This is a genomic window from Bacillus infantis, assembly GCF_050107595.1.
GTDB classification, from domain to species: domain Bacteria; phylum Bacillota; class Bacilli; order Bacillales; family Cytobacillaceae; genus Bacillus_AB; species Bacillus_AB infantis_C.
This window is the reverse complement of sequence record NZ_JBNILH010000019.1, coordinates 1-18266: the sequence shown is the minus strand read 5'-3', so window position 1 is coordinate 18266 and position 18266 is coordinate 1. Positions and strand designations below refer to the sequence as shown.

General features: G+C 48.3%; 18 protein-coding genes. All 18 read left to right on the top strand.

Annotated features, from left to right (window positions below):
* Positions 1–3 precede the first annotated feature (3 nt).
* The 18 genes from ACQCVH_RS24770 to lysS all read left to right on the top strand — a co-directional run bounded on the left by ACQCVH_RS24770 (position 4) and on the right by lysS (position 17779).
* The gene (locus tag ACQCVH_RS24770; RefSeq protein ID WP_426838293.1) at positions 4–741 is read left to right on the top strand and encodes a VWA domain-containing protein; all 738 of its coding nucleotides are present in this window, start codon (positions 4–6) and stop codon (positions 739–741) included.
* A complete protein-coding gene (locus ACQCVH_RS24765) occupies positions 710–1702 on the top strand; it encodes a serine/threonine protein kinase (RefSeq protein ID WP_426838292.1) in 993 nt (330 codons plus the stop codon). The genes ACQCVH_RS24770 and ACQCVH_RS24765 overlap by 32 nt, the downstream gene beginning before the upstream one ends.
* A 210-nt stretch (positions 1703–1912) precedes the next feature.
* Complete coding sequence (gene tilS / locus ACQCVH_RS24760; RefSeq protein ID WP_426838291.1) at positions 1913–3301, top strand: tRNA lysidine(34) synthetase TilS; 1389 nt, start codon at positions 1913–1915, stop codon at positions 3299–3301.
* A gap of 22 nt (positions 3302–3323) precedes the next feature.
* Entirely contained in the window at positions 3324–3869 is a 546-nt protein-coding gene (gene hpt, locus ACQCVH_RS24755; protein ID WP_009796150.1) for a hypoxanthine phosphoribosyltransferase, read from the top strand.
* 143 nt (positions 3870–4012) lie between these two features.
* On the top strand, positions 4013–6001 hold the full coding sequence (gene ftsH / locus ACQCVH_RS24750; RefSeq protein ID WP_426838290.1) for an ATP-dependent zinc metalloprotease FtsH: 1989 nt from the start codon (positions 4013–4015) through the stop codon (positions 5999–6001).
* A 247-nt stretch (positions 6002–6248) separates the two neighbouring features.
* The gene (locus tag ACQCVH_RS24745; protein ID WP_224906485.1) at positions 6249–7028 is read left to right on the top strand and encodes a type III pantothenate kinase; all 780 of its coding nucleotides are present in this window, start codon (positions 6249–6251) and stop codon (positions 7026–7028) included.
* 27 nt (positions 7029–7055) lie between these two features.
* Positions 7056–7934, top strand: a complete 879-nt coding sequence (gene hslO, locus ACQCVH_RS24740; RefSeq protein ID WP_224906403.1) for an Hsp33 family molecular chaperone HslO — start codon at positions 7056–7058, stop codon at positions 7932–7934.
* A 24-nt stretch (positions 7935–7958) separates the two neighbouring features.
* Complete coding sequence (locus tag ACQCVH_RS24735; RefSeq protein ID WP_426838289.1) at positions 7959–8849, top strand: peptidyl-prolyl cis-trans isomerase; 891 nt, start codon at positions 7959–7961, stop codon at positions 8847–8849.
* Positions 8850–9070: 221 nt separating this feature from the next.
* On the top strand, positions 9071–9994 hold the full coding sequence (cysK, locus tag ACQCVH_RS24730; RefSeq protein WP_257989203.1) for a cysteine synthase A: 924 nt from the start codon (positions 9071–9073) through the stop codon (positions 9992–9994).
* A 307-nt stretch (positions 9995–10301) separates the two neighbouring features.
* Positions 10302–11717, top strand: coding sequence for an aminodeoxychorismate synthase, component I (pabB, locus tag ACQCVH_RS24725; RefSeq protein ID WP_426838287.1), 1416 nt, complete (start codon positions 10302–10304; stop codon positions 11715–11717).
* A complete protein-coding gene (gene pabA, locus ACQCVH_RS24720; protein WP_426838285.1) occupies positions 11714–12304 on the top strand; it encodes an aminodeoxychorismate/anthranilate synthase component II in 591 nt (196 codons plus the stop codon). The genes pabB and pabA overlap by 4 nt, the downstream gene beginning before the upstream one ends.
* A gap of 2 nt (positions 12305–12306) precedes the next feature.
* Positions 12307–13182: an aminodeoxychorismate lyase gene (gene pabC / locus ACQCVH_RS24715; RefSeq protein WP_426838283.1), complete on the top strand. Its 876-nt coding sequence runs from the start codon at positions 12307–12309 to the stop codon at positions 13180–13182.
* Complete coding sequence (gene folP / locus ACQCVH_RS24710) at positions 13179–14015, top strand: dihydropteroate synthase (protein ID WP_426838282.1); 837 nt, start codon at positions 13179–13181, stop codon at positions 14013–14015. The genes pabC and folP overlap by 4 nt, the downstream gene beginning before the upstream one ends.
* The gene (folB, locus tag ACQCVH_RS24705; RefSeq protein ID WP_426838281.1) at positions 14008–14367 is read left to right on the top strand and encodes a dihydroneopterin aldolase; all 360 of its coding nucleotides are present in this window, start codon (positions 14008–14010) and stop codon (positions 14365–14367) included. Before folP ends, folB begins: the two co-directional genes overlap by 8 nt.
* Positions 14368–14369: 2 nt before the next feature.
* Positions 14370–14897 (top strand): 2-amino-4-hydroxy-6-hydroxymethyldihydropteridine diphosphokinase, encoded by a 528-nt coding sequence (gene folK / locus ACQCVH_RS24700; RefSeq protein WP_426838279.1) that lies wholly within the window; start codon positions 14370–14372, stop codon positions 14895–14897.
* On the top strand, positions 14849–15064 hold the full coding sequence (locus tag ACQCVH_RS24695; protein WP_009796137.1) for a helix-turn-helix domain-containing protein: 216 nt from the start codon (positions 14849–14851) through the stop codon (positions 15062–15064). The genes folK and ACQCVH_RS24695 overlap by 49 nt, the downstream gene beginning before the upstream one ends.
* A gap of 30 nt (positions 15065–15094) precedes the next feature.
* Positions 15095–16087, top strand: coding sequence for a tRNA dihydrouridine synthase DusB (gene dusB / locus ACQCVH_RS24690; protein ID WP_426838277.1), 993 nt, complete (start codon positions 15095–15097; stop codon positions 16085–16087).
* Between the two features lie 234 nt (positions 16088–16321).
* Entirely contained in the window at positions 16322–17779 is a 1458-nt protein-coding gene (gene lysS, locus ACQCVH_RS24685; RefSeq protein ID WP_426838317.1) for a lysine--tRNA ligase, read from the top strand.
* Positions 17780–18266 lie beyond the last annotated feature (487 nt).

Genomic DNA, 18266 nt, shown 5'->3' with positions numbered 1-18266 from the left:
TTTATGAAGACCGGAACACTGAAACAGATTCTGCTTATCACAGACGGCTGCTCCAATCAGGGGGAGGATCCTGTGGCCATGTCAGCTTTGGCGAAAGAACAGGGCATTACGGTAAATGTCATCGGAGTGATGGAGAAGGATGTCATTGATGAGCGGGGCATGAATGAAATTGAAGGGATTGCGCTCTCCGGGGGCGGAGTCAGCCAGGTCGTCTACTCGCAGGCGTTATCGCAGACGGTGCAGATGGTGACGAGGAAGGCAATGACCCAGACGCTCCAGGGTGTGGTGAATAAAGAGCTTCAGCAAATCTTGGGCGGCTCCCAGACAGTTGAAGACCTTCCGCCGGAAAAAAGGGGAGAGGTCATGGAGGTTGTCGATGAGCTCGGGGAAACAGTCGAGCTTGAGGTGCTGGTCCTCGTCGATACAAGTGCGAGCATGAAGCATAAACTCCCGACGGTCAAGGAAGCGCTTCTTGATTTGTCCTTGAGCTTGAATGCCCGTTCAGGAGATAACCGTTTTGCAGTTTTTGTATTTCCCGGGAAAAGGAATGATGTCGAAAAACTGCTGGATTGGACGCCGAGGCTCGAATCACTGACAAGCATATTTTCAAAGCTTTCAACAGGAGGCATCACCCCCACCGGGCCTGCAATCCGTGAAGCTTTAAGCTATTTCAAGAAAAAACGTTCACTAAGGAGCCTGCTTTCCCGTGATGATGAACAATACTTTGAAGAGTCTATGTAAAGTAAGCCCTGGGACGATTATCGAAGGGAAATGGCATCGCAACCGGTATACGATCATAAGGGAGCTTGGCAGCGGGGCGAATGGGATCGTCTATCTCGCCCAGTGCCGGAATCAGCAGGTTGCCTTAAAGATGAGTGATAATGGGATGTCCGTTACCTCTGAAGTAAATGTGCTCAAATCCTTTGCCAAGGTCCAGGGTTCTGCCCTTGGGCCTTCTTTGCTTGATGTCGATGACTGGGAGAGGAAGGATGTACGGATTTCCTTTTATGCAATGGAATACATAAACGGACCGGATCTGCTTGGGTTTATCCGGCAAAAAGGGCCTTCCTGGACAGAAGTGCTTCTTTCCCAGCTGCTCAGCGATCTGGAAAAGCTTCACCAGAGCGGCTGGGTGTTTGGCGATCTGAAGCCGGAGAACCTGATTGTGACATCCCCTCCTCCGAGGATACGCTGCATTGATGTGGGCGGTACAACCATCAATGGGAGGGCAATAAAGGAGTTTACCGAGTTTTACGACCGCGGATATTGGGGGCTTGGTACAAGGAAGGCAGATCCTCAGTATGACTTATTCGCTGCTGCGATGGTGCTGATCAATCTTTATTATCCAAAGCGGTTCAATAAGACAACAGGGGGCATCAGCCAGCTCAGGGACATGATCAGGCAGAACAAAGAGCTGATGAAGTATGAGCTAATGCTCCTGAAGGCACTGGAGGGGAGGTATGCATCTGCCTCTGAAATGAGGAAAGAGCTCCTTGCTATGCCTGCAGGAGGACAGCCTGAAAGCCGCACGGCCCGGCGGAGTGCTGCCCAGAACCAGGCCGCGGGTCCCGGGCCCGGCCCCTCACGGACAAGGCAGGGCGCAAAGGATCAGAAGAAAAAAGGCGGTTTCCTTGAAACGGTGCTCATTGTCTTTGTCATCTCGGTCCTTTATTTTGTTTATATTTATGGACAGCTGGTCTAATGAAAATCTTGAAACTTTTCGCTTCTGAATGCGTACATAATGGAGCTGGCCCAGGCACCCTGGATGCGATATGCATTCCATCAGGGTTATGCTTTGGAGATTGCAGGCAAAGATGCTATTCTTAATATAGTAGTTTCCTTCAATAAGGTTATTCACCCCTCACCAGGGGTATAAGGGACTATAGATTTTTCAGGTAAGGAAGAATTTATTATGCTTGATGCAAAAGCCGAAGCGTTCCTTCGGCATCATGGTGTACGGCTCGAAGGCAAAAAGGTGCTTGTAGGCGTGTCCGGAGGCCCCGATTCCCTGGCGCTGCTCCACTTGCTGTGGAAAAAGCGGGAGGTGTGGGGGATTGAACCTGCGGCCATTCATTTTGACCATATGTTCAGGGGGGAGGAATCCTATCAGGAAGCCCGATTTGTCCAGTCCTTTTGTGAAGAGCGGAACATTCCGTTTGAGATGAGGAGGCAGGATGTATCGGCTTATATGAAGGAATCCGGTAAAAGCTCCCAGACTGCGGCGCGCGAATGCCGGTACCGCTTTTTTGAAGAGGCCATGAAGGCATCAGGGGCATCATACCTGGCACTCGGCCATCATGGGGATGATCAGGTGGAAACCATCCTGATGCGGCTGACAAGAGGCAGTACAGGGGAAGCAAGATCAGGGATCCCTTTCTCCCGTCCGTTTGGCGGAGGGGAGATCATCCGTCCTTTCCTGTGCCTTGAGCGAGGAGAGATTGAAGAGTATTGTTTAAGAAATGAGCTGGACCCCCGAAGAGATCCGAGCAATGAAAAGGACGTTTACAGCCGAAACCGGTTCAGGAACAACGTCCTGCCATTCCTGAAATCGGAAAACCCTCAGGCCCATGTTCATTTTCAGCGTTTCAGCGAAGAGCTGCGCGGTGATGAACAGCTCCTTCAGGAATTAACGGCCCGGGAAATGAATACAGTAATGAAGAAGAAGGAAGATGCTGAAATCACGATTGATGCAGAACGCTTCCTGCTAATGCCAATGCCTTTACAAAGGAGAGGTATTCAACTAATATTAAACTATCTCTATCAAGAGAGGCCTGCATCATTATCCGCCTTACATATTGAGAAGATATTTTCAATATTGAACAATCCTCATCCTTCCGGTTCACTTGATTTCCCAAACGGCTTAAAAATTGTGCGATCATACGGCTTTTGCCATTTCAGGTACAGCCACTCTGAGGTGCAAGCCTATCGTTTTGAGATAAATCAGCCCGGAAAAATCGAGCTTCCGAGCGCCGGTGCCCTACTGGCAGGAGAGAGCGGAGATGATAGGGGAACGGCAGATCTGAATTGCTTTGAAATCAGCAGGGATAATGTGCGTTTTCCGCTTATTGTCCGCACCCGCGAAGCCGGTGACAGAATGACGATAAAAGGAATGAACGGGACGAAAAAAGTGAAATCTATTTTTATCGACAGGAAAATCCCTTTGCATGAACGGGACAGCTGGCCCATCGTGACTGACAGCAGCGGGGAAATCCTCTGGATCCCCGGATTGAGCAAATCCGCTTATGAACTGCCTGCAGGTCCTGACACCAGGAATATTTTTTTAACATATATAAAGCATTGATCTTCTAGGGGGCACACTATTCATGAAAAACGATATTGAAAAAGTACTAATTTCCGAAGAGGAACTCCAGGCAAAGACCAAAGAGCTTGCCCAGCAGCTGACTGAGGAATATATGGACCGCTATCCTTTGGCAATCGGCGTGCTGAAAGGGGCAATGCCTTTCATGGGAGACCTTTTGAAGCGCATCGATACGTATCTTGAGATGGACTTTATGGACGTTTCCAGCTACGGCAATTCAACAGTTTCTTCCGGAGAAGTCAAGATCCTGAAAGACCTGGATACTTCAGTGGAAGGCAGGGACATCCTGATCATTGAAGACATCATCGACAGCGGCCTGACGCTAAGCTATCTGGTTGAACTGTTCCGCTACAGGAAAGCAAAAAGCATCAAGATTGTCACTCTTCTGGACAAACCGACCGGCAGAAAGGCAGACATCAAAGCTGATTATGTAGGTTTCATCGTTCCGGATGAATTCGTGGTTGGCTATGGCCTTGACTATGCGGAAAGATACCGCAACCTTCCATATATAGGGGTTTTGAAGCCTGAAGTATACACAAACAACGATTAAGCAATCCTATATGTGAGAGGTTTATGACAAGCCTTGCTAAATGCATGGACCAGCCCGGTTTTCAAAAGTGTAATTTCTTGAATTGGCATGATTTACTATGATACTATACAATATAGTTTGTTTACCGTGGGAGGAGGTAAGGGATGAATCGGATCTTCCGGAATACCATCTTTTATTTATTAATCTTTTTAGTCATTATAGGCGTTGTCAGCTTCTTTAATGGCAACAATGAGCCGACAGACCATATATCCTATGACGAATTCGTCGGTTACCTGGACAGCGGCGAGGTAACAGAGCTTTCGATGCAGCCTGAGCGCGGAGTGTTTGAGGTGCGGGGCAAGCTGGAAGGCTATGATGAAGATAAATTCTTTATCACTTATGTCTGGAACAGCGACAATCTGCTGGACCGCATAGATGAGGCGGCAGCCAATGCGAAGGTGGATGTACAGCCTGCCAAGGAAACAAGCGGCTGGGTGACATTCTTCACTAGCATCATTCCGTTCATCATCATTTTCATCCTGTTCTTCTTCCTGCTTAATCAAGCACAGGGCGGCGGCAGCCGGGTAATGAACTTCGGCAAGAGCAAAGCCAAGCTTTACAGTGAAGAGAAAAAGAAAGTCCGCTTCAAGGATGTTGCTGGTGCGGATGAAGAAAAGCAAGAACTTGTAGAAGTCGTCGAGTTCCTGAAGGATCCACGCAAATTCGCGGATCTTGGGGCCCGAATCCCTAAAGGGGTGCTTCTGGTCGGACCTCCGGGTACCGGTAAAACCCTGCTGGCGCGTGCTGTTGCCGGTGAAGCGGGCGTACCGTTCTTCTCGATCAGCGGTTCCGATTTCGTTGAGATGTTTGTCGGTGTCGGTGCATCCCGTGTGCGTGACCTGTTTGAGAACGCTAAGAAAAATGCACCGTGTATTATATTTATTGATGAGATTGATGCAGTTGGACGCCAGCGCGGCGCCGGACTTGGCGGAGGCCATGACGAGCGTGAACAGACGCTGAACCAGTTGCTTGTTGAAATGGATGGATTCGGGGCTAACGAAGGAATCATCATCGTAGCCGCAACGAACCGTCCGGATATTCTTGACCCGGCCCTTCTGCGTCCGGGACGATTTGACCGCCAGATCACTGTTGACCGTCCGGACGTTAATGGACGTGAAGCAGTACTGAAGGTACACGCCCGCAATAAGCCTCTTGATGAGTCTGTCAATCTGAAGGCCATTGCAGCAAGGACGCCAGGCTTCTCAGGCGCCGACCTTGAAAACTTATTGAACGAGGCTGCCCTTGTCGCGGCACGCCAGAATAAGAAAAAAGTCGATATGACCGATATTGATGAGGCAACGGACAGAGTCATAGCCGGTCCTGCCAAGAAAAGCCGCGTCATTTCCAAGAAGGAAAGAAATATCGTGGCATTCCATGAAGCTGGGCATACTGTGATCGGTGTCATGCTGGATGAGGCTGAAATGGTCCATAAGGTAACCATCGTTCCACGCGGCCAGGCTGGCGGATATGCCGTCATGCTGCCGAAGGAAGACCGATACTTCATGACGAAGCCGGAGCTTCTGGATAAGATCGTCGGCCTCCTGGGCGGACGTGTTGCCGAAGAGATTGTCTTTGGCGAAGTCAGCACAGGCGCGCACAATGACTTCCAGCGCGCAACCGGCATTGCCAGGAGAATGGTGACTGAATTCGGAATGAGCGATAAGCTCGGACCGCTTCAGTTCGGACAGTCCCAGGGCCAAGTTTTCCTTGGCAGGGATTTCAACAACGAGCAGAATTACTCTGATGCGATTGCCTACGAAATCGACCTGGAAATCCAGCGTATCATTAAAGAGTGTTATGAAAAAGCAAGAAAAGTCCTTACAGAAAATCGCGATAAGCTTGACTTGATTGCCAACACACTTCTGGAAGTTGAAACTCTTGATGCTGAACAAATCAAGAGCCTTGTGGACAATGGCAAGCTGCCTGACCGCAAAGTGATCGACGCAAGCACAGATGATGTGAAGGTTAATATCAACATCAAGAAAGATGAAGATGCCGTGAAGGAAATCCATCCGGCAGATTCAAACGATCCGGTTGCACCGAAGGATGATGCCGGCTCAACCGGCAGCGCTGACGAAAAGCGCGACCTCTAATCGACAAAGAAGCTGACTCAGGAAAGCCCTAATCTGGCCGCCTGAGTCAGCTTTTTGCTTTTTGGGAAACAATAAGGGCATCTTTAATTGGGCACAGGCTCAGCAGCAGCGTCTGTTTTCAGGCATACAGGATCTCCTGGCGGGCAAGGACAGGGTGCAGGTCTTTTTCTATTACGATTCGGCAGGAGTTGTGATATGATGTTGGCAGTGTGTTTGTGTTAGAAAAATTATAAAAGTGGTGAGAATGTTGATCTTTGTATTTGACGTGGGAAATACAAATATTGTGCTTGGTGTATATGATGGCGAAGAGCTAAAGCACCATTGGAGAATAGAGACGAACCGGAATAAAACAGAAGATGAATATGGGATGATCGTGAAATCTCTTTTTGAGCATGTGAATCTCTCGTTTTCTAACATAGATGGCATCATTATTTCTTCGGTTGTGCCGCCGATCATGTTTGCGCTTGAGAGAATGTGCCAGAAGTACTTTCAGCATAAGCCGCTTGTCGTTGGCCCTGGCATTAAGACCGGACTTAATATCAAGTATGAAAATCCGCGCGAGGTGGGCGCTGACAGGATCGTCAATGCAGTTGCAGCCATTCACGAGTATGGCGGGCCGCTTATCATCGTCGATTTTGGGACTGCGACAACCTACTGCTATATTAATGCTGATAAGCAGTATATGGGAGGAGCAATTGCACCAGGCGTCAATATTTCGACTGAGGCATTGTATTCAAAGGCAGCCAAGCTTCCGAGGATAGAAATTGCCCGTCCTGAACATATTGTCGGCAAGAATACGGTGGCTGCCATGCAGTCCGGCATTGTCTACGGATATGTTGGACAAGTAGAGGGCATCGTGAAGAGGATGAAGGACCAGAGCGATGAAAATCCGCTGGTCATTGCCACAGGAGGGCTTGCCAATCTGATTGCCCAGGAATCAAATATGATTGACATTGTCGACCCGTTTTTAACATTAAAAGGATTACAGTTAATTTATAAACGAAATAGGGAAAGTATAAAGAAATAGGAAATACAGCTTTGAAAGGAGTACAAGATGGAAGATTATTTAATTAAGGCGCTTGCCTTTAATGGACAGGTGCGTGCGTACGCTGCGCGGAGTACAGATACGGTGGGAGAGGCGCAAAGAAGGCATTACACATGGCCGACGGCCTCTGCCGCTCTTGGCAGGGCAATGACCGCTGGTGTGATGATGGGAGCGATGCTTAAAGGCGAGGAAAAGCTGACCATCAAGATTGAAGGCGGCGGCCCGCTTGGCCCGATCCTTGTGGACAGCAATTCTAAGGGAGAGGTGCGCGGCTATGTGACGCACCCGCAGACCCATTTTGACTTGAATGAGCAGGGAAAGCTGGACGTCCGCAGGGCTGTCGGCACTGATGGCATGCTGACTGTCGTTAAGGACATCGGGATGAGAGAGCATTTCACAGGACAGGTGCCAATTGTTTCGGGTGAGCTTGGAGAAGATTTCACTTATTATTTTGCTATGTCTGAGCAGCTTCCTTCCTCTGTCGGGGTCGGCGTTCTTGTAAATCCGGACAATACGATCCTTGCTTCGGGCGGATTCATCCTGCAGCTTCTTCCAGGAACAGATGAAGAGACAATTACAAGAATTGAGAACAGGCTGAAGGAAATTCCTCCTGTGTCTAAGCTGATTGAAAAAGGCCTTACACCGGAAGAGCTCTTGAATGAAATTCTTGGAGAGGAAAATGTCAAGATTCTGGAGAAGATGCCAGTATCCTTTGAATGCACCTGCTCCAAGGAGCGGTTTGCAACGAGCATCATCAGCCTTGGCAGGGATGAAATCCAGGATATGATCGATACAGACGGCGAAGCAGAAGCCCAATGCCATTTCTGCAATGAAAAATATCATTACTCAAAAGAAGAGCTGGAGGCATTAAAAAGCGAAGCGGTATAAAGCTGTTTTCTGGGGGAGGAAACTGTGAAAAAAAAGCATCTTTGGCTGATTATTGCCAGCCTGTTCGTTTTGAACATCATTTTTATCCTGTTATTGACTATCAGGCCTGCTGTGCTGTTTGCCGGCAGCGGGGAAACAGTGGCTGAGGTCGGAAAAGATAAAATTACGAGAGAAGAATGGCTGAACGAAATGGAGCAGCGCTATGGCAAGGAAGTGCTGAATGACCTGATCGACCAGAAGGTGATCGCGGCCATGGCGGAAAAATACAATGTTGAAGTCTCAAAGGAAGCGGTCGAAAGGGAGCTCACACTTGTCAAAACCATGTATCAGGGCAACCGGCTGCAGCAGCTTGATGAAAGCAAGTGGAAGGAGCAGATTAGATACAGCCTGCTCCTGGAGGAACTGCTGACAAGGGATGTTGTGGTGACCGAAGAGGAAATGAAGGACTATTATGACCAAAACAAGAGTCTTTTCCAGGTTCCTGATTCCTATCATATTTCCCAAATTGTTGTCAAAACAAAAAAAGAAGCTGAACAGACGATAAAAGAGCTTAAAAATGGCTCCAGCTTTCCGGTGCTGGCCATGGAGAGGTCGATCGATGAGTTCACCGCCAACCAGGGCGGGGAAACAGGATTCATCAGCGAAGAAGATGAGCGCTTTTCACAGGATTTCATTGATGAAGCGGCAAAGCTGAAAGAAGGGGAATGGAGTGAGCCGGTTGAAGTGGAGGACGGGTATGCAGTAATTCTGCTGCATGAGCATCTGGATGGCCGTAATTATGCTTTCAAGGATGTGAAAAACCAGATCCGCCGGCAGCTCGCTCTTGAGCAGATGGACACCCCTGCTTCGGCCAAACCTTTCTGGAATGAAATCAAAGTCGACTCTTTCTATGATAAACAGGAAGAAAAGCAATAGCATGAAAGCGGACAGGCAGCCTGTCCGTTTTTGTTTATCCTCAACATAAAGGCAGGCACGAGGGTATATAATACTACATAGCGAATCTGAGGGTTTCTCTATTAAAAGAAAATTCTAAAAAATAGGGTCAATTTGACTGCATATTGATTGACAATTTCCTGTTGCACTGTTAAGTTTTTTATAAAACCAATAAAAATACTCGGATTAGGGAGCGGATGCAAATGGTGCGTGTAGCAAACTCAATTACAGAATTAGTCGGGCAGACTCCGATCGTCAAATTGAATCGCCTGACAGATGAAAATAGTGCTGATGTTTACTTGAAGCTTGAATATATGAATCCGGGCAGCAGCGTAAAGGACCGGATTGCCCTTGCCATGATTGAAGCCGCAGAACAGGACGGGAACCTGAAAGCGGGTGATACGCTCATCGAGCCGACATCCGGAAACACAGGGATCGGGCTGGCAATGGTCGCAGCAGCCAAAGGCTATAAAGCCATCCTCGTTATGCCTGAAACAATGAGTATGGAGCGCCGCAACCTTCTTAGAGCTTATGGAGCAGAGCTTGTACTCACTCCAGGGCCTGAGGGAATGGGAGGAGCGATTCGCAAGGCTGAAGAGCTGGCGAAGGAGCATGGCTATTTCATGCCTCAGCAATTCAAGAACGAAGCCAATCCTGAGGTCCACAGAAGGACAACTGGAAAGGAAATTGCTGAACAGATGGATCAGGTGGATGCTTTTATCTCCGGGATCGGCACAGGCGGAACGATCACAGGCGCCGGCGAGGTGCTTAAGGAGAAGTTTGGCTCTGTTAAAATTTACGCGGTAGAGCCGGCAGATTCACCGGTCCTTTCCGGCGGGAAGCCGGGCCCTCATAAAATCCAGGGCATCGGCGCCGGGTTTGTTCCGGATATCCTCGATACAGAAGTATATGACGGGGTGATCAAGGTGACGAATGATGATGCCTTTGAATATGCCCGCCGTGCGGCAAAGGAAGAGGGAATCCTGGGAGGAATCTCATCAGGCGCAGCCATCTATGCGGCCCTCAAGGTTGCCAAAGAGCTCGGAAAAGGCAAAAAGGTCCTTGCCATCATCCCAAGCAATGGGGAACGCTATTTGAGCACCCCGCTGTACCAGTTCGAAGAATAGAGAATGCAAAGAGCAGCAGCCGTCCGGCTGCTGTTTTTTTTCTTTTTAGGTATTTATAAATTGTAAGTCTTGTGGATCATTATCAATTCTTGATCCGCGTCCAGCTCTGCGCCTACCCCCTCGAGGTCATAAGCCAAACCTCCCAAAAAGGCAAAGAACGCCTTTCCGGGAGGTTCGTCTTATGCTTGTCGGGGGTGATCAAGGCGCTTGCGCTTTTGTTCCTGCCTGTGCAGAGAGCAGAGGACCTGTCCCGCCGGCTCCAAATCATGTATGATGAAAAGTAGTTATTGGGATGGGAGTGTTCAGTTTGAAGAAGCTGTCAATCTGCAGCAGGAGAACTGCTTATACATATACAGAGTTTTATCAGCATTACCGGCATTTATCTGCAGGCAAGGAGAATCATGTCCTTTTGGAGAGCGGACGGGGCGGAAGGTACAGCATGGCAGCCTTTGATCCGGAAGTGATTTTGACTGGCAGGGGCATGCAGCTTAAGGCTGTAACCCAAGCAGGCACGGAGCTGTTCGAAGGCAATCCGCTTCATTGCCTTAAGGAATATATGGGCCGCTATGAAGCTGACAGGCTGGAAGAGCTGCCTGATTTCCAGGGAGGGGCTATCGGATATATCAGCTATGACTATGCAAGATATGTTGAAAAGCTCCCGGTTTGGTCAGAAGACGACCTTGTACTTCCTGATGTCCATTTTTTCCTGTTCAGGGAATGGTTTGTCTTTGATCATAAAGAGGAGGAACTCTGGCTTCTGTTTTTATATGATTCCTCTGTTGACGCCGGCCTTATTGAAAAAAGGGCGGATGACTGGGCGAGCCGCTGGACAGGCCCTGTTCCTGCTCCCCAAGTCCCGAAAAAGGCACGGATTGGCGAAGATCTTGAAGTATCAATGAAAGAAGAAGAATTCAAGGAAGCGGTAAGCAGGATCCAGGATTACATTTCCAAGGGGGATGTATTCCAGGTCAATCTGTCGGTAAGGCAGACAAGGCCGATCGGCGTCGAAGCGATTGATGTGTACGATCAGCTCCGCCAGCTCAACCCGTCGCCTTATATGGCTTATATCCATACGCCTGATTACCAGATTGTCAGCGGTTCGCCTGAGCTGCTGGTTAAGAAGAAAGGGCGGGAGATCAGCACGCGGCCGATAGCGGGTACTAGATCAAGAGGGGCTGATGAAGCGGAGGACCTGCGGCTTGCCGAGGAACTGATCCAGAACGAGAAGGAGCGGGCAGAGCATGTCATGCTTGTAGACCTGGAGCGGAATGACCTCGGCCGTGTTGCTGAATACGGCTCAGTGGAAGTGAATGAATTCATGGTCATTGAAAAGTACTCCCATGTGATGCATATCGTTTCCAATGTCAGGGGAATCCTCGCACAAGGCAAATCTCCCTATGATGTCATAGATGCTGTTTTTCCCGGCGGAACGATTACCGGGGCTCCGAAGATCAGGACGATGGAGATCATTGAAGAGCTGGAGCCTGTCAGAAGGGGATTGTATACAGGTTCAATCGGATGGATCGGCTTCAACGGGGATATGGAGCTGAATATCGTCATCCGCACGATGCTCGTAAAAGACGGGAAGGCCCATGTACAGGCAGGAGCCGGCATTGTCATCGACTCCAGCCCGAAGCATGAATATAAAGAATCACTCAAAAAAGCGATGGCCCTCTGGAAGGCGAAGGAGCTGGCCGAGAATGGCGGGGAGCATGTGACATGATCTATATGATTGATAACTTTGATTCGTTTACCTATAATCTAGTTCAATATCTGGGGGAGCTGGGAGAAGAGCTTGTTGTCAAAAGAAATGATGAGGCGGCACTTGAGGATATCGCAGCAGCCCGTCCTTCTTTTCTAATGATTTCCCCTGGTCCCTGCAGTCCGAATGAAGCAGGGATCAGCCTGGAAGCAATCTCCCATTTTGCAGGGAAGGTCCCAATTTTCGGCGTCTGTCTCGGCCACCAGTCTCTTGCCCAATCATTCGGCGGGGATGTTGTACAGGCAGAAAGGCTGATGCATGGGAAAACCTCGGAGATCTACCATGATGGCAAAACGATCTTTGCAGGTTTGCCGAATCCTTTTCCGGCGACCAGATATCACTCTTTGATCGTCAAAAAGGAAACTCTGCCAGACTGCTTTGAAATTTCAGCATGGACGGAGGAAGGCGAAATCATGGCCATCCGCCATAAAACCATGAGTGCAGAAGGTGTCCAGTTCCATCCCGAATCCATCATGACACAGTCGGGAAAAATATTGTTAAGCAATTTCATCGCCCATTATAAAAAGGCTAAGATGGTTGGGGCTTAAGTATGTACATTTTAATAAACGACCGGCTTGTTTCCGCTGAAGAAGCGGTGATTTCGCCTTTTGACCATGGCTTTCTCTACGGAATGGGGCTTTTCGAAACATTCAGGGTATATGATGGCCATCCGTTTCTGCTGGATGATCATCTGGAAAGGCTGAACCGGGGGCTCGGCACCCTCCATATCGAGGCTGCTTTTTCAAGAGAAGAAATAGCCGGGAAAATCAGCATGGTGCTGGAACAGAATGGCTTCCGGAATGCCAATGTAAGGCTGAATGTATCTGCCGGCATTGAAGAACTGGGCCTCCCCCCTGATGTTTACAGCAGTCCCCAGACAATCCTTTTTGCACGGCCGCTGCCGCCAGCGGGGGAAATGGCGGAAAAAGAGCTGGTGCTCCTCAAAATGAGGCGCAATACGCCAGAGGGGGATGAACGGCTGAAATCCCACCACTATATGAACAACATCCTTGCAAAAAGAGAGCTTGGGAATGTACCTGGACAGGAAGGAGTCTTCCTGACGAAGGAAGGATTTCTGGCTGAAGGGGTTGTCTCCAATCTTTTCTGGACGAAAGGGGATATCTTATATACCCCATCCCTGGAAACGGGCATCCTGAATGGCATCACCAGGCAATTTGTGCTGCTGCTTGCCGAAAAAAACGGCCTGCAGGTCCAGGAAGGCTTTTATCAGCCGGAGGAAATGATGCGAGCGGACGAAGTGTTTGTCACTAACTCAATTCAGGAGATTGCACCTGCCGCAGGCTTTGCCGGTGTTCCTTTTCCAGGGGGTGCCGGCAGGCTTGCCGGAATGCTCCATAAAGAATACAGAAAATACTGCAGTCATCTATGGGGACGAGAAGGACTTCTAATGGAGGGACAAAGATGAACAGACAAATCATAAATTGCGGGCCATATGAGCTGGACTATGGCAAAAAAACACTAGTGATGGGGATCTTGAACGCCACCCCCGACTCTTTTTCTGATGGAGGAAAATACTTTGATGCTGACAAGGCAGTAAAGCATGCCCTGGAGATGGCTGCTAATGGAGCTGATATCATTGATATTGGCGGGGAATCGACAAGGCCGGGCTTTGACGAGGTTCCGGCAGAAGAAGAGCTTGAGCGGGTAATTCCGGTGATCAGGGCTGTGGCGAAAGAAGTGCCTCTGCCAATCTCGATCGATACCTATAAGGCGGCTGTGGCAGAAGAAGCCATCAAGGCGGGCGCCCACATCATCAACGATGTGTGGGGAGCGAAGAAGGATCCTAAGATGGCAGAAACGGCAGCAGGGCTCGAGGTCCCAATCATCTTGATGCACAACCGGGAAAACAGGGATTATTCCGTATTTGTCCGAGATGTGCTCAATGATCTGTATGAAAGCATTCAGATTGCCAGGAATGCCGGCGTCAAAGAGGAAAACATCATTCTTGACCCGGGAATCGGTTTTGCGAAGAATCTGCCCTGCAATCTTGAGATGATGAGGAATCTTGACACCATCACCAGTCTCGGTTATCCGGTGCTCCTGGGTACTTCGAGGAAATCTTTTATTGGCACCATCCTTGACCTTCCTGTGGAGGAAAGGGTGGAAGGCACAGGGGCAACCGTCTGCTATGGCATCCAAAAAGGCTGCCAGATCATCAGAATCCATGATGTAAAGGAAATGAGCCGCATGGCGAAAATGATGGATGCCTTAATGGGAAAGGGAGAGCTGCATGGATAAAATATATTTAAATAATATGAAATTCTATGGCTATCATGGAGTTTTTCCCGAAGAAACAAAGCTTGGGCAGCGTTTTGCTGTTGATGTAATTGTAGAGACAGATTTAGAGAAAGCGGGTAAAAGCGATAATCTTGCGGATTCCATCAATTATGGAGAGATCTATCATGTCTGCAAAGAGGTTGTTGAGGGAAAGCCATTCAAACTCGTAGAAGCGCTGGCTGAAAAAATAGCTGCTGAAATGCTGGGGCAGTTTCCTGCAATCAGCATAGTAACCGTCAAAGTCATCAAGCCGGATCCTCCGATCCCTGGCCACTATGACTCTGTAGCAGTCGAAATCACAAGGGGACGATAAGCGTGGAAAATAGGGCATTTATCGCATTGGGCTCCAATATGGGGGATAGAGCAGCAAACCTCAAGGAAGCCATCCAAATGCTTTCAGAGCATTCCGGAATCGAATTGGCGAGTTATTCATCTATTTATGAAACAGATCCGGTCGGCTACAAAGACCAAGGGGAATTCCTGAATATGGTCATTGCTGTAGATACAGACAGATCACCGCATGAATTGCTGGAAGCATGCATGTCCATCGAGCAGGATATTGGGAGAAAAAGGGTAATCCGGTGGGGACCGCGCACAATAGACCTTGACATTCTGCTGTATAATCACGAAAATATGATAACAGAGGACCTTATCATTCCCCATCCCCGAATGAAGGAACGGGCATTTGTCATTGTTCCTCTTGCTGAAATCGGGGAGAGAACGGATGTTCCAGGGATGGACACGCCTCTTGAAGCATTGCTGGAGGAAATACCTGATAAAGAAGGAGTGCGAATATGGAAGCAGAAAAATGGGGAAGACGTATTCGGGCTTTTCGAAAATTAAAAGGTTTTACACAGGAAAGCTTTGCGAAGGAGCTGGGTGTCTCAGTCTCTGTACTTGGCGAAATTGAAAGGGGCAATCGTATGCCCGCCGATGATTTCATCGTCCAGGTAGCGCATGTATTGAAAATCAGCATTGAAGAATTAACTCCGACACAGGAGATTGATTAATAGAGATTGAAAGAAACAGGAGGTACCGACATGCTTAAGATTGGTGACATTGAGATGAAGAATCCTGTTGTCCTGGCGCCGATGGCCGGAATCTGCAACTCAGCCTTCCGCCTGACCGTTAAAGAATTCGGGGCAGGCCTCGTCTGTGCCGAAATGATCAGCGATAAAGGAATCGTCATGAAAAATGAAAAGACGATGAACATGCTGTATATAGATGAGCGGGAAAAGCCTTTAAGCCTGCAGATTTTTGGCGGAGAGAAAGATACATTGGTTGAAGCCGCCAAGTTTGTAGATGAAAACACAAACGCTGATATCATTGATATCAATATGGGCTGTCCGGTTCCGAAGATCACCAAATGTGATGCCGGCGCCAAGTGGCTGCTTGATCCTGATAAAATTTATGAAATGGTTTCGGCTGTAACGGCAGCTGTGTCAAAGCCTGTGACCGTCAAGATGCGGATGGGCTGGGATGATGACCATATATATGCTGTCCGCAATGCCCAGGCTGTCGAGCGTGCCGGAGGAAAGGCAGTTGCGCTTCATGGCCGGACACGTGTACAAATGTATGAAGGCCAGGCAAACTGGGATATCATTAAAGAAGTGAAGCAGAACATCTCCATACCGCTGATTGGAAACGGCGATGTCCAGACTCCGCAGGATGCGAAAAGAATGCTGGACGAAACAGGGGTGGACGGCGTTATGATCGGACGCGCTGCACTCGGAAATCCCTGGATGATCTACCGCACCGTTAAGTACCTGGAAACGGGGCAGCTGATGGATGAACCATCAGTGCGTGAAAAAATAGATGTATGCATCCTTCACCTCGACCGCCTGATCGCCCTGAAGAGCGAGTATATCGCTGTGCGCGAAATGAGAAAGCATGCCGCCTGGTATCTAAAGGGGATAAGAGGGAACGGCAAGGCCCGCAACGCCGTCAATGAATGCAATACAAGAGAAGAGCTTGTAACACTTCTTAATGCGCTGGCTCTTGATGCAGAAGCCAAGGAAATACAGGCAGGCTAAGATGCTATCATTTTCTTCTCTATCTGAAACACTTTTGTTATAATTAGAAACTGCCAGTGGTTTGCTGGCAGTTTTTCGCTATTTCTGCATTTATGATGTCTGTTTCACGTCAATTGTGTAAAATAATAGAAGTATACAAAACAAACCTGATGTTCCTGTATGAGGGTTTACATAAAAAGATCAGTATTGGAGATGATTTCCGTGAGCGAAAGCCGTGAAGAGTTAAATGACTTGATGAGAGTCCGCAGGGAAAAAATGAACAGCCTGCGTGAAAAAGGAATGGATCCATTCGGTAAAAGATTCGACCGTTCCCACCAGTCTCAGGATTTGATTGATGAGTATGGCGAACAGGAGAAAGAAGCAATTGAAGAACAGAATATTTCTGTCACTCTTGCCGGGCGGATCATGACAAAGCGCGGAAAAGGAAAGGCAGGCTTCGCGCACATTCAGGACCTTAAAGGCCAGATCCAGATTTATGTAAGGCAGGATGCTGTAGGGGAAGAAAGCTATGAAATCTTCAACAGTGCCGATCTTGGCGACCTTGTCGGCGTAACAGGCACACTTTTCAAGACAAAGGTTGGCGAGCTTTCCATTAAGGTGGAAGCATTCGAGCTTCTGACTAAGTCATTGCGCCCGCTTCCTGAGAAATTCCATGGTTTGAAGGACGTTGAGCAAAGATACCGCCAGCGCTACCTGGATCTGATCATGAGCCAGGAAAGCAAGAAGACCTTCATTACAAGAAGCCGCATCATCCAATCAATGCGCCGCTACCTGGACAGCCATGGCTATCTTGAAGTGGAAACGCCAATGATGCACTCAATCGCCGGAGGAGCATCTGCCCGTCCGTTCATTACCCATCACAATGCTCTTGATATGGAACTCTATATGCGTATCGCAATCGAGCTGCACTTAAAGCGCCTGATTGTGGGCGGACTGGAGAAAGTGTATGAAATCGGCCGCGTATTCCGTAATGAAGGTGTTTCTACAAGGCATAATCCAGAGTTCACAATGATTGAGCTTTACGAAGCATATGCAGATTACCGTGATATCATGAGCCTGACCGAAAACCTGGTTGCCCATATAGCTGAAGAAGTCCTTGGTACTACGACTGTCCAGTACGGTGACTATGAAGTGAATTTAAAGCCGGAATGGACAAGACTTCATATGGTTGATGCGATCAAGGAGCATACGGGTGCAGACTTTTGGAAACAGATGAGCAAGGAAGAGGCCCAAGCCCTCGCGAAGGAACATAACGTTGAAATCAAAGACACAATGGAATATGGCCATATCGTCAATGAATTCTTTGAACAGAAAGTAGAAGAAAAGCTGATTCAGCCAACATTCATCTACGGACATCCTGTTGAAATCTCCCCTCTTGCGAAAAAGAACGAAGAGGATCCGAGGTTTACTGACCGCTTCGAATTGTTCATTGTTGCCCGTGAGCATGCCAATGCCTTCACAGAGCTGAATGATCCTATCGACCAGCGCGAACGCTTTGAAGCGCAGCTGAAAGAGCGTGAGCAAGGAAATGATGAAGCACATATGATGGATGATGACTTCATTGAAGCACTGGAATACGGCATGCCGCCGACAGGAGGACTGGGAATCGGGATTGACCGCCTTGTCATGCTCCTGACTAATTCCCCTTCCATCAGGGATGTACTGCTGTTCCCGCTTATGCGCCACCGTTAATAGAGAAAATTTTTTTCCTGCTGGAGGCAGACCCGATCAACCGGGCCTGCCTCCAGCCTTTTTTATTTATAGAAGGAAGTGGGGTTTTAAGGGAAGGAGCGGACTATTAAGAGAGAAACATTAGCTCTTGGCCTGCAAGTGTACACGCTAAGCATAAGCGGAAAAATAAGAATAGTTTTTCTTTAATAACGGTGTATATTTTTAATGAAAATGTATTGCGCACCCCTCATATAGGTGGTATATTAATATCTGTTGCTGCAAGACAGCAAGCAAGCTAGAAAAAAGAAATAAAAAAACTATTGACTCACTAACTTGGTTATGATAAGATAGTTAAGTCGCCTAATGAGCGGCAAGCAAAACAGATTGTTCTTTGAAAACTGAACGAACAAAAACGTCAACGTTAATCTTATTTTTATCAGAGCTAAATCTTACTCTTATATGGAGAGTTTGATCCTGGCTCAGGACGAACGCTGGCGGCGTGCCTAAT

Excerpts from the sequence above, each read along its gene's own strand:
- ACQCVH_RS24770 (WP_426838293.1), top strand. The coding sequence starts at position 4 with ATGAAGACCGGAACACTGAAACAGATTCTGCTTATCACAGACGGCTGC.
- ACQCVH_RS24765 (WP_426838292.1), top strand. The coding sequence starts at position 710 with ATGATGAACAATACTTTGAAGAGTCTATGTAAAGTAAGCCCTGGGACG.
- tilS (WP_426838291.1), top strand. The coding sequence starts at position 1,913 with ATGCTTGATGCAAAAGCCGAAGCGTTCCTTCGGCATCATGGTGTACGG.
- hpt (WP_009796150.1), top strand. The coding sequence starts at position 3,324 with ATGAAAAACGATATTGAAAAAGTACTAATTTCCGAAGAGGAACTCCAG.
- ftsH (WP_426838290.1), top strand. The coding sequence starts at position 4,013 with ATGAATCGGATCTTCCGGAATACCATCTTTTATTTATTAATCTTTTTA.
- hslO (WP_224906403.1), top strand. The coding sequence starts at position 7,056 with ATGGAAGATTATTTAATTAAGGCGCTTGCCTTTAATGGACAGGTGCGT.
- cysK (WP_257989203.1), top strand. The coding sequence starts at position 9,071 with ATGGTGCGTGTAGCAAACTCAATTACAGAATTAGTCGGGCAGACTCCG.
- pabA (WP_426838285.1), top strand. The coding sequence starts at position 11,714 with ATGATCTATATGATTGATAACTTTGATTCGTTTACCTATAATCTAGTT.
- pabC (WP_426838283.1), top strand. The coding sequence starts at position 12,307 with ATGTACATTTTAATAAACGACCGGCTTGTTTCCGCTGAAGAAGCGGTG.
- folP (WP_426838282.1), top strand. The coding sequence starts at position 13,179 with ATGAACAGACAAATCATAAATTGCGGGCCATATGAGCTGGACTATGGC.
- folB (WP_426838281.1), top strand. The coding sequence starts at position 14,008 with ATGGATAAAATATATTTAAATAATATGAAATTCTATGGCTATCATGGA.
- ACQCVH_RS24695 (WP_009796137.1), top strand. The coding sequence starts at position 14,849 with ATGGAAGCAGAAAAATGGGGAAGACGTATTCGGGCTTTTCGAAAATTA.
- dusB (WP_426838277.1), top strand. The coding sequence starts at position 15,095 with ATGCTTAAGATTGGTGACATTGAGATGAAGAATCCTGTTGTCCTGGCG.
- lysS (WP_426838317.1), top strand. The coding sequence starts at position 16,322 with ATGAGAGTCCGCAGGGAAAAAATGAACAGCCTGCGTGAAAAAGGAATG.